Source organism: Pseudidiomarina sp. (assembly GCF_048268165.1).
Classification (GTDB): Bacteria; Pseudomonadota; Gammaproteobacteria; order Enterobacterales; family Alteromonadaceae; genus Pseudidiomarina.
This window is the reverse complement of record NZ_JBLWWA010000002.1, coordinates 159149-178447: the sequence shown is the minus strand read 5'-3', so window position 1 is coordinate 178447 and position 19299 is coordinate 159149. Positions and strand designations below refer to the sequence as shown.

The window sequence follows — 19299 nt, the reverse complement described above, 5'->3', positions numbered from 1 at the left end:
TTCATGTCGTATCTTCCCTGTGTAGAAATAGAACCCAAACAACCCGCCACCCACGCTATCATTTGGTTGCATGGCCTTGGTGCCGATGGCAATGACTTCGCGCCATTGGTGCCGCATTTGACGCCGCCGGTTCCGGTTCGCTTTGTATTTCCACACGCCCCTCAAATTCCAGTTACCATTAACGGCGGCGTGCGTATGCCCGCATGGTATGACATTTTGAGTATGACTATTGAACGTGAAGTTGATGAACGGCAACTGCGCGCCTCTGCAGCAGAAGTACACAAATTAATAGAGCGCGAAATAGAGCGTGGTATTCCGGCCGAGAATATTGTGTTGGCTGGATTTTCGCAAGGTGGTGCGGTGGCGTATGAAGCGGCGCTGACGTATACGAAGAAGCTACGCGGACTATTAGCCTTATCAACCTACTTGGCCACACACACAAGTATTCAGCCACATCAGGCAAACCAACAGCTGCCCATTTTAATCCAGCATGGCACACAAGACCCTGTGGTTGCAGAAATACTGGGTAAACAGGCACATCAATGGCTGCATCAGCATGGGTATACGGTGGATTATCAAAGCTTCCCAATGCAACATCAGGTCTGCGCAGAGCAAGTACAGGCCATTAATCTTTGGTTGCAGAAGGTTCTGGCTTAATCGGCCAGAACCTGTAGCTTTTCAGCCCACTGGGCAACCCAGGTAAGTGCTGTATCGCGATTTGCAGTGCGAATATTCACGTGCCCAACTTTGCGGCCAGGGCGTGGTTCTTTATTGTACCAATGGCAATCGGTGTCGGCGTGATGCCAAAGGCCGGCTGGAATTTGCTCGGCACCGATAACATTGATCATTACGGTAGGCTCTAATCGCAATAACGGCAGAGGCATCCCAGTTAAAGCGCGAATGTGTAGGTCAAACTGACTCGTATTTGCACCCGTCATGGTCCAGTGACCCGAGTTGTGCACACGCGGTGCAATTTCGTTTACCAAAAGTGTCGCGTCGTTGTCGGTACCAACCACAAAAAACTCAATAGCTAACACACCCACATAATGCAGTGCGTCGGTTAGGCGACGGAAACATTCCTCAGCTTGCTGCTGCAATGCTGGGTCAACTGGGTCAATAGCGCCAAGGCTATAACTCAAAATACCACGATCGTGCACGTTCGTAATTAATGGGTAACAGCAAATACTCCCGTCTTTGCTGCGCGCGCCAACCAGTGATACTTCGCGTTCAAACGGAATCATATGCTCCGCGATGCCTGGTGCCTGTCCAGCTTGTTGCGCGAGCTCCTGCGGACTATCTGCCATGCTAAAACGCCATTGACCTTTGCCGTCATAGCCGCCACGCGCAGCTTTTAACACCAGCGGTTGTTCGGCATTATCGAGAATCTTCTTCAGTTCATCGGCGGTGCGGTAGGTTTGCCATGGTGACGTTGGTACGCGGCAATCATCGAATAGCTTTTTTTCTGCGCGACGATCAGTCAGGCTCTTAATTCGCGCCGGATCCATCAAAAACTTGTCGTGTGCAGCGGCTAAAATATCTGCGGGAATGTCTTCATGCTCCCAACTGACCGTATCAGCCCAAGCAATTGCCTCAGCCAACGTCATGGTCAAATCGATTTGCGCAGACAGCGGTTTAACGGTGTTGGTGCGCGTGCTAAATAGCAAGCACTCATGGCCGTGACTGATGGCGCTAGCGCCCAACATCTGACCTAGCTGTCCATCACCGATAAACAAAATTTTCATGACTCCGGTAACTCCAACTTTGGACCACTCATAACTTTGTCTCGCTGTTGCTCACGGAATACATGAACACGCTTGCGCACATCAGCATCGAATGAACCGATAATTTGTGCGGCTAATAACCCTGCGTTGGCAGCACCTGCGGCGCCAACCGCTAATGTACCTACCGCAACACCTTTGGGCATTTGTACGATAGATAACAGACTATCAAGGCCCTTCAATTGTTTGCTTGGTACCGGCACGCCCAGCACTGGAATTGCTGTAAACGCTGCGAGCATGCCAGGTAAATGCGCAGCACCACCGGCACCAGCAATCACCACTGGCACACCATCGCGCTCGGCTTGTTCCATTGTGGTTTTAAGCAGATCTGGTGTGCGATGCGCAGAAACAACTTCCGCGCGCCATTCAACACCGAGGTCTTTTAGCATTTGTGCTGCATTTTGCATGACGGGCCAATCAGATTGTGACCCCATTAAAATCAAGACAGGTGCCATTGGATGCTCCCTTTTTCAAAGGAGCGAATTGTAGCTAGCTGGGGCTCTAGGTGCAAATTTATTGCGCAATTCTCAGCCGGTTGCGACCTTGGCTTTTGGCTTTATCCTTCGCTGTATCAGCGTTCTCGAGCCATTGCCCCCAGGTTTGACTCGCCCGCCACTGGGCGACACCTGCACTTGCGGTTACTGTGGTCATCATACTTTTTACTGCAAAAGGCTCATGGCGCAAGTTATCGAGCATTTGCCCAGTTAGCTCCGCAGCCTCTTTGACGGATGTGTTTGGAAACACGACTAAGAATTCAGCGCCACCATAGCGCACCATAACATCGTTTTTACGGCATACACGGGCGATTCTATTTGCTGTTTCACGCAACACTTCGTCGCCAAACATGTAGCCGAATTTGTCATTCACATTTTTAAAAGAATCGAGATCAAGCAACATTGCACTCACCGGGTGCTGCTGCCGCTGCGCACGGTCTAGTTCGCGCTGCATCATATCAGCCACGTACTCGCGTCGATAAAATCCAGTAAGCGGGTCAGTCGCGTAAAGCTTCGATAAGTTACGTTGCATATAACTCATCATGATAAGAAATACGGCGCCGACACCAATCAAAACCAACATGGAAAGCGCAATTCGCCACGCGTAGTCAAACGGTAAAAAGTTATACATAACCGCTGCAAACAACGCGTAAATTAACATGATAACCAACACAAAAATGGTGCGGTCGAACATAAAGAATACCATCGCCAACACTGGGTACATCCAATAGACGCCCATCATGCCGCTGGTTTTCATTGACACGCTAACGAGGGTTCCCAAGGCACAAATAAAGAGAAAGTTTATCCACTGCGGCGCAAGCTCATTACGATAGATAACGCCAGTTAAAATAAACGCAAGAGCAACACTGACTAAGGCCCCTGTTTCGAGCCATTGCCCTTGTATGGCAACGATGCCGGCTAAAACAAATATCACCACGCCGACACCAAAGTATATGGTACGCATAGCAACAAGACGGAACTGCTGCCAAAGGTTCAATGGAAGGGTAGACGTCATTGACGCGCTTGCTGTATTCATATTGATTGGTTTCTCGCTATGCTATTCGCCTAAATTAGTATTCTGCGGCACATACTTGGTCACGCCCTTTGCGCTTTGCCTCAAGTAAAGCAGTATCTGCGGTATTTATCCATTCTGCCCAGGTTTGCTCGGCTCGCAGTTGGGCAACGCCGACACTAACGGTTAACCGTACCTGTGCTTCTTTGCCATCAAAAGGCGTATTCGACACTATTTGTCGAATTTTTTCAGCTACCTTTACGGCCTCTTTAACGTCTGTTTCCGGCAATACAATTAAAAACTCTTCACCGCCAACACGAAACAACTGGTCATTCACGCGCAGGCTTAATTTCAGCCGTCGCCCCAATTGCTTCAACATTTGGTCACCAAATAAGTGCCCATATTTGTCATTGATGAGTTTAAAGTGGTCGAGATCTAACATAATAAGACTCGCAGCTCGATGATACCTGCGGAAATTATTAATTAAGTCGCTTAGTACGCTATTAACTCGGTGGCGATTCTGCAAGCCGGTTAAAGTATCAGTTACAACCAACTGGTGCAGTAGCTTCTGCATACGCCCAAGCATCACCACAAAAACGCTGCCAAGGGCCAAAATAACCGACAATGTCGCGGCTATGCGCCAACCGTCATTAAATGGCATGTACGCTAGTGCCGCTATGCTGAAGATCACGGTAATGGCAGCAGCAAGTGCGATGGCGTAGCCGTCGCGAAACATAAAAAAGCTTGCGACGAGTAAGGGATACGACCAATAAACCCCAATAGTGCCGTTCTCGCGAATAGACATGACACAAATCACGCTAAGCAACACCATAAATACTAGACGCCAATAATTGGGAATGCGCTCATGGCGAAATGTGTAAGCAATAGCGGCAAACACGACACCCGCCGTAAATATAATCGCCGATTGCATATAATTGCCAAGCCACAACTGTGCTCCTGCGAGCAGCAATTCAGTGATTGCTCCGGCCCACACCATATTGCGCGTAACTTTGTTGCGAAAGCTTTGCAGTAAGGTATCTGCAGAGTTATTTGGCATGGCCAGCTTCCTTCTGACGTACCGGACTAAAGATGAAGTTATTCTGCTCAAAATATAGTCTAGCATTGGGAATAGCAAATGCTTTACGGCATAATCACGTTAATACACCGTTTAAGTCAACGTCCCGAAGGAGTTGTTGCCATGCTTATGCAAGCCAACCAAAGTGTTCTGGTTATTGTCGATGCCCAAGAAAAGCTCGCGCCTGTTATCCATCAGCGTGATCAACTCATTGCGCGTATGCGTTGGCTAGGGGAAATTGCCAACGAATTAGACGTACCTGTATTGGTCACCGAACAGTACCCCAAAGGCCTTGGCCTTAGTGTTGATGCGCTATCTGGTGTCATTGAAAACGCACAGGTTATTGAGAAAATGCATTTCAGTGCGGTGCAAGAGCCGAATTTCACGAATGCCTTGAGTGAATTGAATCGCTCTCAAGTTATCCTGATGGGTATGGAAACACATGTTTGTATTCTGCAAACTGCACTGGATTTAATAGCTGATGATTATCAAGTTTTTGTGGTAGAAGACGCCGTCGGCTCACGCCGCGATAGCGACAAACAAACTGCATTAAACCGCCTTCGACAAGAGGGAGTGGTTGTTATTTCATCTGAAATGGCGGCTTATGAGTGGCTGCATCGTTCAGGGACGGACCAGTTTCGTCATATCACCAAAAATTGGATTCGCGCCTAAGACTTAAACAAGCGTTAATAAATCTTTAATTGACAGGGGTTAAGATCAGCGTATACTCATCGTCGCTAGAAAAATTCGGCTGTCTAATTGTGGCCTGTTACGAAGTCAATTGCTGTACCTCGTTTTGTAAGTCCCCAAGTAATACACGTAATTTTTATTAGCAATACCCTAGATTTTCACATGCAATACGAGGAATCACAGCATGTCTACAGTAACTGGTAAAGTAAAATTCTTTAACGAAGCTAAAGGTTTCGGTTTCATTGAACAAGAACAAGGCGCAGATGTATTCGTACATTTCTCTGCTATCCAATCAGACGGTTTCAAAACCTTAGCTGAAGGCCAAACTGTTCAGTTCACTATCGAACAAGGCCCTAAAGGCCCACAAGCTTCAAACGTAGTACCTATGTAAGACGTTGCCTTCGCAACGCTATTAGCGAAAAGATTTCAAAAAGCCGCTCAACTGAGCGGCTTTTTTTATGGTTCCATGCCTTGGTAGCTATACCAACCCGCTTTGTAAGTGCCCTTGGTCGCCGATAGCCGCGCCTCTTTTAAACCTCGCTCCAACACCCTCTTAGCACGCGCTGTATCGCCCCTCGCAGCATGCACCCTAGCCTGGCCCCAATACGCTTCATGTACATAAGGCGCAGATTCTGCAGCCTTGCTATACATTGCTAACGCAGTATCGAGCTCACCTTTTTCAAATGCCCTTTCCGCGAGTGCTATCCAAGTATATGGGTTGCTATCCGGTATCGCCTGAATACGTTGCGTTAACTCGTCCACCAATACGTTGCGCTGCTGGCGTTTGGCCAAGGTTTGATAATTGTGTAACACATTTAAATTATGTGGGTTTTGCTGTAAAGCATACTGATAAAGCGCTTCAGCGGTTTGATCATCGCCCGCGCGGCGGTGCAGCAATCCAATAATGTTTAACGTGTCCGCATCTTTCGGCATATAACGTAGCGCTTCTTGTGCATAAGCGAAGGCTTCATCTGCTTGCCCCGCCATCATTAACTCTGCCGCACGATTCCGATAATAGAGTGCGAGAAATTCCTCATTACTTATTAAGCCTGAGCTCCGAGTGTCTTTTGACGGGAAATAATCAACGACAATCCATGAGCGCTGAAAAATGAACATTTTACTCTCACTTCCAGCTTCAGGCTCGGGCTTATAGAGCCGCGCGCGAACATGGTCAGAAACCATAACCACGTCATTGTTTCGGTCATATACGGGCGCGTTCGTTACACGTTGAAATTTGATCTCTACGCCAACAAGATCGGCAAGCCCCTTCGTCAATATTGCTAACGCCATACAATTACCAGCACTCAGCGCAAAGGCCTCGCTTGCCATGTAGGTTTGCTCTTTGTAATTAAACCCGTAGGTTAAATCTTGCAGGTATTCGCTAATTCGCTGATGTTCTGGGAGGCTTGCTAAACGGCCATTAAAATCAAATAAAAAGTCCTGTTGCTGCTCCGCTGTTAGAGCGAACAGTTGTTGTGGTTTCACCAAGGAGTTTCTTGGTTCAAATAGCGCTGTATTAAACTGGGGTTGGCTTAGTTTTACTGATGTATCAGCACTGGCTCGCTGGCTCGCATCAGGAGCACTTGCGCAAGCTGTCAGGGTTGTCAGTAGGGTTATGAAAATAAGTCGTGATGCTAGCATCTTTAATTACCTCCGCTAGCAACTGTCCAATCGTCAACTAATGATCGCTCTCACCTTGCGACTTCTTTTGTTGGTCTTTTTGGCGACGTTCAGCTGCTTCCTGTTCTGCAGTGAGGAAGTCCATATCGTCTAATTCAACTTCCGGTATTTCTTCACATACATTACCGCCAAGTTTATTTACTGCGCAACATAAATCGCTTACTTTTTGGTCAAGGAGGTGAACGTGATCCAGCATACGACCAATAGCAGTGGCGACTGGATCGGGGTTGTCGGCTGAAATCGCATAGGCGTCAAATCCATATTGTTTCGCTATTTCTTCGCGGCGTTTTGTCACCTCTTTATTCTCTGTAGTGTTGGCTACACGCGCAGGAATACCCACCACAGTCGCTTCGCTCGGCACATTTTTCACTACCACAGCGTTGGAACCAATACGGGCATTCTCGCCCACTTCGATAGGACCCAACACTTTAGCGCCAGCACCAATCACCACGCCATTACGTAGCGTGGGATGGCGTTTGCCCTGGCTCCAGCTGGTTCCGCCTAAGGTTACCCCGTGATAAATGGTTACATCATCGCCAATTTCAGCTGTTTCACCAATAACAACACCCATACCGTGGTCGATAAAGAAGCGGCGGCCAATTTTAGCGCCCGGATGAATTTCTACGCCGGTGAACCAGCGCGATAAGGTAGAAGTAAATCGAGCAAGCCAAAACCAGCGCCAACTCCAGAGCTTGTGACTGATGCGATGCCACCAAATAGCATGCAGGCCTGGATACGTGGTTAGCACTTCAAAAGCGTTGCGCGCCGCAGGGTCGCGGGCGAAAACGCTCTGGATGTCTTCTCGAATACCTTTAAACATGAAACTTAAAGCCTATAGGTGTGAAAGATGCTTAGTATACCAAGAACTCGCAGTTCTTGCGTTAATTCACTCATTATAAGCGGTTAAAAGCCTGAAGCTTCATTGACCGCTTAGGACTTTGCTCTGTACTGTGGTCACTATAACAAAAAACAGAGAGGTGCTTGTTATGCGAAAGTTTCTTACATTATCTATAGCGCTAGGCTTAGCGTCTACTGCGCAAGCTGATACGCTTATTCACGCAGGAACCCTGGTTGATGGCACTCAGGCTAATCCTAAATCGGAAATGACGGTGGTTATTGACGGTAATACCATCAAGGCCATCGAGAGCGGTTATCGCGAGCCACAACAAGGTGATGTGGTAATTGATCGTCGCAATGGCACCGTAATGCCTGGCTTTATTGATATGCATACGCATTTAACGTCGCAGCTTGGTCCTGGCAGCTATATGCATAAATTTACCCACAGCGCTGCTGATGTGACCCTCAACGCCGTAAACTACGCCAATAAAACCTTAATGGCTGGTTTTACGACCGTACGAGATCTGGGCGATTCCTATAACGCCAGCATCGCGTTGCGTAATGCCATTAACGCCGGCAAAGTGATTGGTCCGCGCGTTTATACTGCCGGTAAATCACTTGCGACAACGGGCGGACACGCTGATCCTACGAATGGCGCACATAGCGACTTGTTTGCGCCACCAACGCCTTATGAGGGCGTATTAAATGGACCCTACGAAGCGCGCCAAGCAGTTCGTGCGCGTTATCAAGATGGTTCCGACCTGATTAAGCTAACTGTCACTGGCGGCGTTTTGAGCGTAGCAAAGAGCGGTCATAATCCACAGTTTATGAAAGACGAGCTTGATGCTGTTGTGGCGACAGCGAAAGATTACGAGATGAAAGTTACAGTTCACGCGCATGGTAAAGAAGGTATGTTGCGCGCGATAGAGGCTGGCGTAGACTCCATTGAGCATGGCACGTACATGGACGATGAAGTGATGCGCGCCATGAAGAAGAAAGGTGTGTATTACGTACCTACAATTACAGCCGGCCGCTCAGTTGCTGATCGCGCAAAAATTGACGGTTTCTTCCCTGAATTGGTGCGGCCGAAAGCTGCTGCTATTGGTCCTAAAATTCAAAGTACCTTTGCTGCAGCCTACAAAGCTGGTGTGAAAATTGCCTTTGGCACCGATGCTGGCGTATATGACCACGGCGAAAATTACCGTGAGTTCATCTATATGGTTGAAGCGGGTATGCCGCCATTGGTCGCTATTCGTAGCGCGACCGCCGAAGCCTCGAAGCTGCTTGGCGTAACCGACATTGGCACGCTCGAAGTTGGTAAGCGTGCAGATGTGGTTGCTGTACAAGGTAATCCGTTAGATAACATTGAGTTACTACGCGATATTAACTTGGTCATCAAAGACGGTACCATCTATAAACAATAAGGCTTAACCGAAGTCTTTCAAAAGCTGGCGGATGTCATTTAAAATGACATCTTCCAGCTCTTGCTCATACCCTTCTCGTTCGAGATCCATCTTGCGAATTTCGCCTTTCGGATACTGCTTGCGCGCTTCATGTGTTGGCATGTGCTTAATACGTTCGTACATATCATGCAATGCCGGATAGCGATTGGCGTAGGCCGCTTGTTGCGACTCCACCCGCAAATCAAGTAACACGACCAGCCGTAACGCACCTTCCGACAGTGGGCACTGTCCTTGGTCCATAGCTTTGGCGATAGTGACAATGCTTTCATAGAGGTTTTCATTGCGCTTCTCGAGGGCTTTATCACGACGTTGATTTTGTTGTTTCAACCGCCCCAGTAAACGACCTGCATAAAAAGCCAAGCCAAGCACTACAACTAAACCAAGTACTACTACTACCCAACCCAAAGTTGACAAATTAATCTCTAGCATCATCATCCTCGTCGTCAAAGTCATCATCATCGTCTAGGTCTATGCCCAGCAAATCGGCAAGCTGCGCAAATCGCTCGGTGCGTTCTTCCACGTATGTAGCTTCGGCTTTGCTCAACGTCTCACCTGCGTCAACACGGTCTAACAACTGCTCTAAGCGCTGATCATTTTCAAGCGCTGATAATTCAGCCAAAGCAGCCTTACGGTCGAAAGCTGGTTGCTTAACTTGTTGTACGTGTTGTTGGGCTGGATCGATTAATGTGATTGGCTTTTTACTGCCATGACGCGGATCATGCAATGCGCTGGATTCGATTTTGGCCGAGCCTTTCGCGCTACCTGTAACCGGATTTGACCGACTACCCGGCTTATGTCCTTTGGTTTTATGCGTCGTTTTAGGTGGTACCGTTTTGCCTTTCGGTTTGTCCCAATCGTTTTGGGGCTGCTTCGCAGGCGCTAGCGGTCCAGTTTTGCGGGTCTTCTTAACGCGGGTCATGTGTGATTCCAGAACAGGTGAATGTGAAACTTTCGCTACTTCCAATACTGAAGTGATGCGTAAAGTATCGCATAGTTTACCTTATCTAGCGGGCAATAAAAAAGGCGATGTTTCCATCGCCTGATTTATTCTCAATTTTTCACACAGCGCACGTGCGATTTCGAGAACGGTTGTCATTATCTTCCATGTTTTTAATTATAACGTCCGTGAGTTTTTTTATTATTATTGTTATTAGTTAAGTGTTTTAGCCGAGCTCTATTGTTTTTATTTTGCTTGACTAAAAGGTGGCCTCCTGGCCGTATTTTTATTCCCTGGATTTTTATCTTTCAACTCTGCAAAGCCTTATATTATCTGGCTTTGCGAAAATCTAATGGCATTCAGAGTACTCATCCGTGCCGAATTATCAATGATTTTTATCTTCTAAAAATGAATTTTCTTATAACTTTTTTGTCAAGCCCGCGTTTTTATAGGGCTTTTTTTACAGTTTTTTTTCAACAAATAAAACAAAAAAGGCAGCTCCTGCTGCCTTTTCTCTGGGGTTTAGTACAACCCTTGAACGTATTGCGACAAGATTTCGATATCCTTGTCAGTCAATTTGCTCGCTAAATCGCGCATCATATTATTCATATCATTAGCGCGCTCGCCGCTGCGGAACAGCTCGAGTTGCTGCTTGGTGTAGGCTGCATGCTGCCCCGAAATATCTGGGAAGTTTGCCAAGCCCATACCGTCTCCGCGAGGGCCATGACATGCTGCGCACGCTGCAATTCCGCGTGCCTCATCGCCTGCAACAAATAATTTTTTACCGGCCGCTATGACATCTTCTGGTGCAGATCCACCTTCCATTTCTTGTGAAGCAAAGAATGCTGCTAAATCTGCCATGTCTTGTTCGCTCAACATAGCCACTTGGCCCTGCATAATCGCGTTAGCTCGACCCTGCTCGCCACCTGTTTCGTGGGCTAATTTATAGTCTGTTAGCTGTTTAAACAGGTAACCTTCATGCTGGCCAGCAATTTTCGGGTACATATCAGATGGTGCATTTCCATCTTGCCCGTGACACGCAGCACAGACAGCGGCTTTTTGTTGTCCTGCTTCAGCATCACCAGTGGCTGCCATAGCAACACCTGTTAAGCCAATGTACAGGCCTACGAACATTGCGATTTTTTTCATCATCGATATCTCTGCTCTGGGTAGTTGTAACAGACGCTATTTTACACAAAAGTTGTAAGGATTAAACGTCTAATCATGATACTATGTCGTTTCAATTGAGGTCCAAAAACACGTCTATGAACACCACGTTGAATTTTCAACCCACAAAATTTATCACGAGCGCGGCAAATATTCGACAGTTGCCTGACGATACCGGCGTCGAAATTGCGTTCGCTGGCCGCTCAAATGCGGGCAAATCAAGTGCACTCAACACGATAACGCGGCAAAAAGCGTTAGCACGTACGAGTAAAACACCTGGCCGTACCCAGCTCATAAATGTATTCGAGGTGCAGCCTGGCAAGCGTCTTATTGACCTACCCGGCTATGGTTATGCCAAGGTTCCAATTTCTGTCAAAGAAAAATGGCAGCAAGCACTCAGTGAATACTTGCAACAACGTGAGTCGCTTCGTGGCCTCGTATTATTGATGGATATTCGCCATCCCTACCGTGATACCGATCAGGATTTGTTGCATTGGGCAACGGAATGCGAAATTCCAGTATTGGTTTTACTCACCAAAGCAGACAAATTGAAACCAAGCCAACGCAAAAGTACGCTGCTTCAAGCACGTGAAGCTGCGCTTGTGTTCGGTGACGGCGTTCAAGTTGAAATGTTTTCGTCGCTGAATAAACTTGGTCTGCCTGAAGTTGAAGTTATCTTATCCGAGTGGCTAAATAGCGTGCCCAAGACAACGGTTAACGCCGATGCAGCAGACTGAGGCCCCACCACTAAAAGCTTGGTTACTGCTGTTACTGCTCGCATTAATCTGGGGCAGTTCATTTATTCTAATTAAGAAAGGCCTCATTGCCTTTCGCCCCGATCAACTCGCTGCAATTCGTATTGCATCTGCAGGTTTTTTTCTGCTTCCATTTCTCATGCAACGTTTCAAAACAGTGCGGCGCCATCACTGGCCTAAATTAATTTCGGTTGGTTTAGTCGGTAGTTTTATTCCTGCATTTTTGTTTGCATTCGCACAAACGCAATTAGCCAGTGGTGTTACCGGTGTACTTAATACCTTCACACCGTTGGCAACGTTAATTATCGGCGTTTTGGTATTCCGACAAATGGTTGCTATGCAACAATGGGTGGGGGTATTGATTGGCTTGGCCGGTACTTTTGTATTGATAACAGCCAGTGCCAGCGGTGAGCTACAGTTTAATTCATTTGCACTGCTAATTATTGTTGCAACTATTTGTTACGGCATTAACTTAAACTTGATTAAGCACCATATACCTGACCTTGGCGCGTTAACCATAACTGGGGTGAGCTTATTCCTCGTGGCACCACCAGCTTTAATTTACTTGCTTGTTGCAACGCCGTTTACCGAGCAACTTACAACGCAACCTGACGTGTTGTTTTCGCTGGGGGCTATTCTCGTATTGGGTATTGTCGGTACCGCTATGGCGCTGGTTATTTTTAACACCGTGGTGAAAATGACAGACACGACCTTTACCAGTTCTGTTACTTATCTGATTCCTATTGTTGCACTCATTCTTGGCGTCTTAGACGGCGAACCGTTCTTGATAGAGCATGCGGTTGGTATGGCGGCTATATTAGTTGGTGTATTTATTGCGAATCGCCGGGCTCGCAAGCCACGCGTCGCTCCCACTGTTTGAATTCCAGAAAAGAAAAAGCCCGGCATAAAGCCGGGCAAAAGTTCTTACAATCCAGGGAGAGAACATCTCAGAAAGGTAATGACAAACGAACTCGAATCGTTTAATGCGCCTTTCACAGATTCTGACTGACCCTTTAAAAATTAGTTCAAAAAAATTTTTAATTTATCTAATTTTTTTTAGTGTGCCTCGTCCCAGTTATCCCCAACGCCAGCTTCTGCAATAAGCGGAACCTTTAATTCCGCGGCTTGCTCCATGATCTCCACCAGTTTTTGCTGGTACTCAACTACTTTATCTTCACGCACTTCAAAAACTAATTCATCGTGAACCTGCATGATCATCCACACTTCTTGATCGTGCACATTTTCGTTGAGATATTTTGCAACCGCTATCATTGCCCGCTTAATAATATCAGCTGCAGTACCTTGCATGGGTGCGTTGATCGCGGCCCGTTCGGCACCCTTGCGACGCATGCCATTTTGCGATTTAATTTCAGGTAATTGTAGACGACGTCCATAAATCGTTTCGACATACCCGTCGCGTTTTGCCTGCGTGCGCGTGTCTTCCATATATCTTAATACGCCTGGGAAGCGGTCGAAGTATTTATCCATGTAGTCTTGTGCTTCATGGCGTGGAACATCCAATTGCCGCGCCAGACCAAATGCCGACATGCCATAAATAAGCCCAAAGTTAACTGCTTTTGCGCGGCGGCGTTGTTCACTCGAAACCTGATCAAGAGGCACGCCGAACACTTCGGACGCCGTCGCTTTGTGAATATCCCGGCCCTTAGAAAAGGCCTCCACCAGCGCGGGGTCCTGCGACAGGTGCGCCATGATTCTCAATTCAATTTGGCTATAATCGATGGCTAATATTTTATAGCCAGCAGGCGCTGTGAAAGCTTGGCGAACTCGGCGCCCTGCTTCTGTTCGTATTGGAATATTCTGTAAATTCGGGTCACTTGAAGACAATCGACCGGTGGCTGTAACTGCCTGATGGTAAGAGGTATGGATACGATTCGTTCGTGGATTCACCATTTTGGGCAGTTTATCTGTATAAGTCGATTTAAGCTTGCTTAAGCCACGGTGCCGCATGATGACGTCAGGTAATGGGTAGTCGAGTGCTAGTTCTTGTAGAACCTCTTCAGCGGTTGATGGCGCGCCTTTAGGCGTCTTTTTGCGAATCGGTAACTGAAGTTTTTCAAATAAGATGGTTTGCAGTTGCTTTGGTGAGCCTAAATTAAATTCTTCACCCGCAATGTCATAAGCCGCCTTCTCCAACTGCTGCAATTCTTTTGCTATTTCATGACTTTGTCGCGCCAATAATGGGGCATCAATCTGCACGCCGTGCTGCTCCATATCGACCAGCACTGGAAGCAAGGGTAGCTCAATTTTTGTTAATACATCCAACAGGGCTTGCTCTTCGCTTACTACTTTCCATAACTTGTTATGCAAACGCAGGGTTACGTCAGCGTCTTCGGCAGCATATGGCGCGGCTTGCTCTAAACCAACCTGGTTAAACGTTAGTTGCTTCGCGCCTTTACCCGCAACTTCTTCAAACCCTATCGGCTTATGCCCTAGGTACTGCAGACTTAAACTGTCCATATCATGGCGTGAGCCTACGCTGTTATATACGTACGAAGCCAGCATCGTATCGTTGTGAATGGCACCTAAACGAATGCCATAACGACGCAGAATATGACTATCGTACTTCAGGTTTTGGCCAATCACTTTTGCCGACGGCGATTCCAACAGCGGTTTAAGCTGCGCCAGTACCCAATCTCTATCGAGCTGCTCCGGAGCGCCCGGATAGTCATGTCCAACAGGGATGTAACAAGCATGCCCCGGTTCAATGGCAAACGACAAGCCAACTAATTCAGCCTCCATGTAATTGAGGCTGGTGGTTTCTGTATCAAAGGCATATGAGCGGGCATTTTTTAAGGCCTCTAACCACGTTTCGAAGCTCTTTTTATCGGTTACCGTTTCGTAGTGTTCATGGCTTACCGGCGTGTCCTCAATTTGCTGACTCACCGTGTTAGCCTTGCCCTGAGCTTGATCGGTTGCGGGCCCTTCCTCTAAAACTTCGGCTAGCCAGCGACGAAATTCACATTGTTTATATAATTCAATCAGCTCATCACGATTCGCAGGTTCAATCGTCAGTTCGTCAGGCTTGGTCGTCAACTCAACATCCAGTTTTATCGTAGCTAACTCGCGTGACATCAACAGGATATCTTTATGGTCACGCAATTTAGCCGGCATTGTTTTCGCACCACGAAAGTCCAACTCTGCAAGCGCATCTGGGTTAGCCAACATTGCATCAATGGATTCGACGCCTTGTAACATTGCCAACGCGGTTTTTTCACCCACTTTTGGCATACCAGGAATACCGTCAGAGCTATCTCCCATCAGCGAGAGAAAATCGATGATTTGTTCTGGTTTCACACCATATTTTTCAATCACACCATCATAATCGAGCAACGTATCGGTCATGGTATTTATTAACATGACATGGTCGTTTACCAGCTGTGCCATGTCCTTATCACTGGTGCTAATGAGTGTGAAACGCCCTTCATCGCCAGCTTGCTGGGCCAAGGTACCAATAACATCGTCTGCTTCGACGTTGTCGATACACAAAAGAGGTAGCCCTAAGGCCTTTACAATTTTATGCAGCGGTTCAATTTGTTGCCGCAGGTCGTCAGGCATCGGCGGGCGGTGCATTTTATATTCATCATAGATGTCATTGCGAAACGTTTTACCTTTCGCATCAAACACAACAGCCATATGAGAAGGTTTATATTTTTTTAGCAAACTACGCAGCATATTCACCACACCGTAAATTGCACCAGTTGGCTCGCCTGACGAATTGGTAAGGTGAGGCGGGGCATAAAACGCACGAAATAAATACGAGGATCCGTCCACTAAAACAAACGGATTTTCAGGTACTTTGGGTGGTGCTTTTCGTGGAGATTTTGGTGACGAATCGGCCATGGCTGAGATCTCGAATTTTAGCTGCTTTAAATTGCCTTGTAGCATGCCACAGCTCACGTATATTCGCTACTCGATAAGTTGCGTAACCTGTGCATACGTTGTGGATAAGTCTGTTGAAAACGAGAAAATATGCCAGCTCAAGATAAGATATCTCTGGCGATGTATTACTTCATAATGTCTTGAATAACAAGGGTTTCGTAGTAATGCTGAAGCCCTGACAGCGTTTTATTCTTATTTTTGTTCAGTTGTGGAAACTGATTTTAAACACACATGCGGGAGTCACATTGTGTTTCGTCAATTCTTATCAGAATCGAATTAGAAGACTAACACATTACTAATGGATTGCCAGCCACAAATTCAAATTTCTTTAGAACAATTTTTACGCGATATTAAAAACCATTATGCGTAAAAGGAATCAACATTGTCTTACTTTTTCTATATACTGCTTGTCATAGTTCTTGCAAATGTAATCTGAACTAGTGTTGAATAGGCAATGTGCTTTGCGCTAAAACAATGGATGATCCCTTTAACCTAACGTGGTCCTATGGAAACAGAATCGATGAAGCTGACAAAAGATGAGCTGCGCCAACTCGAAGAGTTCGAGCGCCGACGCATCGCTCTAAATCATTCTGAATGGTGGGACAGACTGTCGATGGATCAGAAGTTTGGCGTGTACCAATTGCAGAAATTTGGTTTCGACCTCGCATTTATTCGCAACACGGAAGACGGCCCATTGGCTGTGGTTCGCCGTGGTAGCGAATTCGCAACCGTTAATCACGAAGGTGATGTGGATTTAAGCCCAGATATTGTTTTACGCGACTAACGAGCTTTCTGCTGCGCTCGCAATTCACCCAGCACGGCTTGAGTATCGAGTTCAGCACCTTCATGCCACAACGTAAACGCTACCCCTGCTTGTTCAACTAACATACCAAGTCCATCAAACACCTCACCCACACCCGCCTGTTGTGCCTGCTGTATAAATGCAGTTGGATCTGCACCGTACATCATGTCGTATACAGCCCCAGCTCGACCGAGTTGTTCGGCCGCAACGGCCACAGTTTGCTTGGCTAACGATGCACTGGTCGCATTGATAACCAAGGCTCCTGAAGGAATCACAACATCATTTAACCGCGCTGCAACGAGTGTTCTATGATTAAAAACCTCAGCAATAGCATTCGCTTTTTCGAGCGTCCGGTTAGCAATAATAAGCTGTCTGGGTCCCTCTGCGAGCAGAGGGCCTACAACGCCTCGTGCTGCACCTCCGGCGCCGAGTAAGACAATGTCTCGCTGCGCAATAGCTTGCTTTAGGTTCTGTGTCAGATCACGCACTAAGCCAATGCCGTCGGTATTATCACCCAGCAACTGTCCGTACCCAAGCGGTACAAATGTATTCACCGCGCCCGCTTGTTTCGCCCGTGCTGTAACATGCGTCACCAACTCATAAGCTTCTGCTTTAAAAGGCACTGTGACGTTTGCGCCAGCCCCCCCTTCACGAAAAAACTGGGCAACCGCTCGGCGAAACCGGCTAACCGATGTTAAACTGCGCGTATAGTTCAGCTCCACTCCCGCTTGCTTGGCAAAAGCTAAATGTATTTGCGGAGACAAGCTGTGAGATATTGGATTACCAAAGACAGTAAATAACGCCATGTTTAATTTCCTTCGCTCGAGCAAAAAGGCTAACGGCCCACAATCAATCTATGACCAACTTGGTGGTGAAGTTGCTGTGCGTGCCATTGCAGAACGTTTTTATGATGTCATGGAGAGTGACCCGCGCGCAAAGGATTTGTTAGCCATTCACCCGCAGCCAATGCATGGCATTCGAGAAAAATTCTTTGAATTTTTAAGTGGTTGGTTCGGCGGTCCCGCGTTGTTTGAAGCTAAGTATGGGCACCCTCGGCTGCGTGCAAGGCATCTGCCCTTTACCATTGACGTAAAAATGCGCGACCAGTGGTTACTTTGTATGTACCAAGTACTCGATGAGCAAGTTTCAGAGCCGCTGCTAAAAATGCAGTTGCGCAGTCAATTTACGCAACTTGCTCACCACATGATCAATACCGACTAAAGTTCTTGTAGCCAATCGCGGGGCCGCAGATAGTCAGCATACAATTTCGCTTCAGCACTATTTGGCTCTGGCTGATAACCGTACTCCCAGCGCGCCAGCGGTGGCATCGACATGAGAATGGATTCGGTGCGCCCGCCGGTTTGTAATCCAAACAATGTGCCGCGGTCCCACACCAAGTTAAATTCCACGTAGCGCCCACGGCGATATAACTGAAAATCACGCTCGCGTTGACCAAACTCAGTGTGCTTGCGCCGCGCAATAATTGGCAGGTAAGCATCTAGATAGGCGTCACCGACCGCGCGCATAATTGCAAAACTCTCTTCAAAACCGCGCTCATTCAAATCATCAAAGAACAAACCGCCAACGCCGCGAGTTTCATCGCGGTGTTTTAGCCAGAAATAATCATCGCACCATTTTTTGAACTTCGGGTACAGGTCATCACCAAAGGGTTTTAGCGCATTGCAGGCCACTTGGTGCCAATGTTTTATGTCATCGTCAAACGGATAAAACGGGGTAAGGTCGAAACCGCCGCCAAACCACCACACTGGCTCCGCACCTTCTTTTTCGGCAATAAAAAACCGCACGTTGGCATGGCTTGTCGGCACATATGGGTTGTTCGGATGCATCACCAGTGACACACCGCAGGCATTAAAATTTCGCCCCGCTAGCTCCGGACGGTGGGCCGTAGCCGAGGCCGGCATTTGTTCACCAAATACATGTGAATAGCCGACGCCACCTTGCTCAAGTACCGCTCCATCACGCAACACGCGCGAACGACCACCGCCGCCACCAGGACGTTGCCATACTTCTTCTTTGAATGTTCCAACACCGTCAGCTTGTTCGAGCGCCAAGCAAATACGATCTTGCAAATCTTTTAAGTAATGATTGACCTGATCGAGCATGTTTTCTTGCATAGCTAGTCTCTAAAAATTTCTTGGGTTAGCGGGTCGATAATACGTGACGGCTTCGTTGCGCCGCCCGTTGGGGCATCCATCACCCACGCAATACTGTCACCAAATGTTTTACGCACGTCTTCCGCAGTAGTAAGCGCTGGCTGTCCTGACACGTTCGCACTGGTCGAAACGATAGCACTGCCAAGTGCTTTACATAATTGCCGAGCAGGCTCATGCGCGGTGACACGAACTGCAATTTTATCATGGCTTCCACGTAACCATTCGGGCACATTATCCGCCGCAGGTAATAACAATGTCACAGCGCCTGGCCAATTGGAAAACACACTAAAGCGCTTATCTTGAGGTATTTTTGCGTCTGCAACAAAGCCAACTAACTGACTGTAGTCGGCCGCGAGTAAAATGAGGCCTTTTTCCTGAGGGCGTTGTTTCGCCTGCAACAATTTCTGCACCGCGCTCTCGTTGCGAGGGTCACACCCTAGTCCAAATACCGCTTCAGTTGGGTAGGCAAGAAGTTCGCCTTGCGCAAACGCTTGCTTTGCCGGCAACCACGGGTCGGTCTGCTCAGTCATGAATT

21 protein-coding genes are annotated in these 19299 nt (G+C 47.5%); 8 read left to right on the top strand and 13 right to left on the bottom strand.

Features of this window, described 5'->3' with window-relative positions:
• The first annotated feature begins 3 nt into the window (after positions 1-3).
• Positions 4-657 (top strand): alpha/beta hydrolase, encoded by a 654-nt coding sequence (locus ACN0UY_RS07515; protein ID WP_417666077.1) that lies wholly within the window; start codon positions 4-6, stop codon positions 655-657.
• Here the strand turns inward: ACN0UY_RS07515 and ACN0UY_RS07510 are convergent.
• From ACN0UY_RS07510 to ACN0UY_RS07495, 4 genes are read right to left on the bottom strand one after another with little or no spacing between them, the layout of a single operon-like run.
• Positions 654-1742, bottom strand: coding sequence for a 5-(carboxyamino)imidazole ribonucleotide synthase (locus tag ACN0UY_RS07510; protein ID WP_417666076.1), 1089 nt, complete (start codon positions 1740-1742; stop codon positions 654-656). The genes ACN0UY_RS07515 and ACN0UY_RS07510 overlap by 4 nt on opposite strands.
• Complete coding sequence (purE, locus tag ACN0UY_RS07505) at positions 1739-2233, bottom strand: 5-(carboxyamino)imidazole ribonucleotide mutase (protein WP_417666075.1); 495 nt, start codon at positions 2231-2233, stop codon at positions 1739-1741. Before purE ends, ACN0UY_RS07510 begins: the two co-directional genes overlap by 4 nt.
• Before the next feature lie 58 nt (positions 2234-2291).
• Complete coding sequence (locus ACN0UY_RS07500) at positions 2292-3308, bottom strand: diguanylate cyclase (protein WP_417666074.1); 1017 nt, start codon at positions 3306-3308, stop codon at positions 2292-2294.
• Between the two features lie 34 nt (positions 3309-3342).
• Complete coding sequence (locus tag ACN0UY_RS07495; RefSeq protein ID WP_417666073.1) at positions 3343-4341, bottom strand: GGDEF domain-containing protein; 999 nt, start codon at positions 4339-4341, stop codon at positions 3343-3345.
• A gap of 141 nt (positions 4342-4482) precedes the next feature.
• Between ACN0UY_RS07495 and ACN0UY_RS07490 the strand changes: the two genes are divergently transcribed.
• Positions 4483-5031, top strand: coding sequence for a hydrolase (locus tag ACN0UY_RS07490; RefSeq protein WP_417666072.1), 549 nt, complete (start codon positions 4483-4485; stop codon positions 5029-5031).
• 202 nt (positions 5032-5233) lie between these two features.
• The gene (locus tag ACN0UY_RS07485; protein ID WP_055439451.1) at positions 5234-5440 is read left to right on the top strand and encodes a cold-shock protein; all 207 of its coding nucleotides are present in this window, start codon (positions 5234-5236) and stop codon (positions 5438-5440) included.
• A 65-nt stretch (positions 5441-5505) separates the two neighbouring features.
• Here ACN0UY_RS07485 and ACN0UY_RS07480 read toward each other — a convergent pair whose 3' ends face one another.
• A complete protein-coding gene (locus tag ACN0UY_RS07480; RefSeq protein WP_417666071.1) occupies positions 5506-6690 on the bottom strand; it encodes a tetratricopeptide repeat protein in 1185 nt (394 codons plus the stop codon).
• Positions 6691-6727: 37 nt separating this feature from the next.
• Positions 6728-7549 carry a serine O-acetyltransferase gene (gene cysE, locus ACN0UY_RS07475; protein ID WP_417666070.1) on the bottom strand — a complete coding sequence of 274 codons (822 nt, stop codon included), beginning with the start codon at positions 7547-7549 and terminating at the stop codon, positions 6728-6730.
• 166 nt (positions 7550-7715) lie between these two features.
• Between cysE and ACN0UY_RS07470 the strand changes: the two genes are divergently transcribed.
• Positions 7716-8990, top strand: coding sequence for an amidohydrolase family protein (locus ACN0UY_RS07470; protein ID WP_417666069.1), 1275 nt, complete (start codon positions 7716-7718; stop codon positions 8988-8990).
• Positions 8991-8993: 3 nt separating this feature from the next.
• On the opposite strand, the gene ACN0UY_RS07465 is transcribed toward ACN0UY_RS07470, so the two are convergent.
• From ACN0UY_RS07465 to ACN0UY_RS07455, 3 genes are all read right to left on the bottom strand, one after another.
• Entirely contained in the window at positions 8994-9458 is a 465-nt protein-coding gene (locus ACN0UY_RS07465) for a DUF2489 domain-containing protein (RefSeq protein WP_417666068.1), read from the bottom strand.
• Positions 9445-9948 (bottom strand): Der GTPase-activating protein YihI, encoded by a 504-nt coding sequence (yihI, locus tag ACN0UY_RS07460; protein WP_417666067.1) that lies wholly within the window; start codon positions 9946-9948, stop codon positions 9445-9447. Before yihI ends, ACN0UY_RS07465 begins: the two co-directional genes overlap by 14 nt.
• Positions 9949-10488: 540 nt before the next feature.
• The gene (locus ACN0UY_RS07455) at positions 10489-11115 is read right to left on the bottom strand and encodes a c-type cytochrome (protein ID WP_417666213.1); all 627 of its coding nucleotides are present in this window, start codon (positions 11113-11115) and stop codon (positions 10489-10491) included.
• A 116-nt stretch (positions 11116-11231) separates the two neighbouring features.
• Here ACN0UY_RS07455 and yihA point away from each other — a divergent pair, with 116 nt between their 5' ends.
• Both yihA and ACN0UY_RS07445 read left to right on the top strand, forming a co-directional pair.
• Entirely contained in the window at positions 11232-11870 is a 639-nt protein-coding gene (gene yihA, locus ACN0UY_RS07450) for a ribosome biogenesis GTP-binding protein YihA/YsxC (protein WP_417666066.1), read from the top strand.
• Positions 11857-12768, top strand: a complete 912-nt coding sequence (locus ACN0UY_RS07445) for a DMT family transporter (RefSeq protein WP_417666065.1) — start codon at positions 11857-11859, stop codon at positions 12766-12768. Before yihA ends, ACN0UY_RS07445 begins: the two co-directional genes overlap by 14 nt.
• 176 nt (positions 12769-12944) lie before the next feature.
• Here the strand turns inward: ACN0UY_RS07445 and polA are convergent, their stop codons facing one another.
• Positions 12945-15749, bottom strand: coding sequence for a DNA polymerase I (gene polA / locus ACN0UY_RS07440; protein ID WP_417666212.1), 2805 nt, complete (start codon positions 15747-15749; stop codon positions 12945-12947).
• 559 nt (positions 15750-16308) lie between these two features.
• Between polA and ACN0UY_RS07435 the strand changes: the two genes are divergently transcribed.
• On the top strand, positions 16309-16572 hold the full coding sequence (locus tag ACN0UY_RS07435) for a hypothetical protein (protein ID WP_128352445.1): 264 nt from the start codon (positions 16309-16311) through the stop codon (positions 16570-16572).
• Here ACN0UY_RS07435 and aroE read toward each other — a convergent pair.
• Entirely contained in the window at positions 16569-17396 is an 828-nt protein-coding gene (aroE, locus tag ACN0UY_RS07430) for a shikimate dehydrogenase (protein ID WP_417666064.1), read from the bottom strand. The two genes, ACN0UY_RS07435 and aroE, sit on opposite strands and share 4 nt — an antisense overlap.
• Between aroE and ACN0UY_RS07425 the strand changes: the two genes are divergently transcribed.
• Positions 17395-17811, top strand: coding sequence for a group II truncated hemoglobin (locus tag ACN0UY_RS07425; protein WP_417666063.1), 417 nt, complete (start codon positions 17395-17397; stop codon positions 17809-17811). The two genes, aroE and ACN0UY_RS07425, sit on opposite strands and share 2 nt — an antisense overlap.
• On the opposite strand, the gene hemF is transcribed toward ACN0UY_RS07425, so the two are convergent.
• A complete protein-coding gene (gene hemF, locus ACN0UY_RS07420; RefSeq protein ID WP_417666062.1) occupies positions 17808-18725 on the bottom strand; it encodes an oxygen-dependent coproporphyrinogen oxidase in 918 nt (305 codons plus the stop codon). The genes ACN0UY_RS07425 and hemF overlap by 4 nt on opposite strands.
• Positions 18726-18727: 2 nt before the next feature.
• Positions 18728-19294, bottom strand: coding sequence for an L-threonylcarbamoyladenylate synthase (locus ACN0UY_RS07415; RefSeq protein WP_417666061.1), 567 nt, complete (start codon positions 19292-19294; stop codon positions 18728-18730).
• Positions 19295-19299: the final 5 nt, after the last annotated feature.

Bases quoted from the DNA above. Each gene is read 5' to 3' on its own strand.
- ACN0UY_RS07515 (WP_417666077.1), top strand. From the start codon at position 4: ATGTCGTATCTTCCCTGTGTAGAAATAGAACCCAAACAACCCGCCACC.
- ACN0UY_RS07510 (WP_417666076.1), bottom strand. From the start codon at position 1,742: ATGAAAATTTTGTTTATCGGTGATGGACAGCTAGGTCAGATGTTGGGC.
- purE (WP_417666075.1), bottom strand. From the start codon at position 2,233: ATGGCACCTGTCTTGATTTTAATGGGGTCACAATCTGATTGGCCCGTC.
- ACN0UY_RS07500 (WP_417666074.1), bottom strand. From the start codon at position 3,308: ATGAATACAGCAAGCGCGTCAATGACGTCTACCCTTCCATTGAACCTT.
- ACN0UY_RS07495 (WP_417666073.1), bottom strand. From the start codon at position 4,341: ATGCCAAATAACTCTGCAGATACCTTACTGCAAAGCTTTCGCAACAAA.
- ACN0UY_RS07490 (WP_417666072.1), top strand. From the start codon at position 4,483: ATGCTTATGCAAGCCAACCAAAGTGTTCTGGTTATTGTCGATGCCCAA.
- ACN0UY_RS07485 (WP_055439451.1), top strand. From the start codon at position 5,234: ATGTCTACAGTAACTGGTAAAGTAAAATTCTTTAACGAAGCTAAAGGT.
- ACN0UY_RS07480 (WP_417666071.1), bottom strand. From the start codon at position 6,690: ATGCTAGCATCACGACTTATTTTCATAACCCTACTGACAACCCTGACA.
- cysE (WP_417666070.1), bottom strand. From the start codon at position 7,549: ATGTTTAAAGGTATTCGAGAAGACATCCAGAGCGTTTTCGCCCGCGAC.
- ACN0UY_RS07470 (WP_417666069.1), top strand. From the start codon at position 7,716: ATGCGAAAGTTTCTTACATTATCTATAGCGCTAGGCTTAGCGTCTACT.
- ACN0UY_RS07465 (WP_417666068.1), bottom strand. From the start codon at position 9,458: ATGCTAGAGATTAATTTGTCAACTTTGGGTTGGGTAGTAGTAGTACTT.
- yihI (WP_417666067.1), bottom strand. From the start codon at position 9,948: ATGACCCGCGTTAAGAAGACCCGCAAAACTGGACCGCTAGCGCCTGCG.
- ACN0UY_RS07455 (WP_417666213.1), bottom strand. From the start codon at position 11,115: ATGAAAAAAATCGCAATGTTCGTAGGCCTGTACATTGGCTTAACAGGT.
- yihA (WP_417666066.1), top strand. From the start codon at position 11,232: ATGAACACCACGTTGAATTTTCAACCCACAAAATTTATCACGAGCGCG.
- ACN0UY_RS07445 (WP_417666065.1), top strand. From the start codon at position 11,857: ATGCAGCAGACTGAGGCCCCACCACTAAAAGCTTGGTTACTGCTGTTA.
- polA (WP_417666212.1), bottom strand. From the start codon at position 15,749: ATGGCCGATTCGTCACCAAAATCTCCACGAAAAGCACCACCCAAAGTA.
- ACN0UY_RS07435 (WP_128352445.1), top strand. From the start codon at position 16,309: ATGAAGCTGACAAAAGATGAGCTGCGCCAACTCGAAGAGTTCGAGCGC.
- ACN0UY_RS07425 (WP_417666063.1), top strand. From the start codon at position 17,395: ATGTTTAATTTCCTTCGCTCGAGCAAAAAGGCTAACGGCCCACAATCA.
- aroE (WP_417666064.1), bottom strand. From the start codon at position 17,396: ATGGCGTTATTTACTGTCTTTGGTAATCCAATATCTCACAGCTTGTCT.
- hemF (WP_417666062.1), bottom strand. From the start codon at position 18,725: ATGCAAGAAAACATGCTCGATCAGGTCAATCATTACTTAAAAGATTTG.
- ACN0UY_RS07415 (WP_417666061.1), bottom strand. From the start codon at position 19,294: ATGACTGAGCAGACCGACCCGTGGTTGCCGGCAAAGCAAGCGTTTGCG.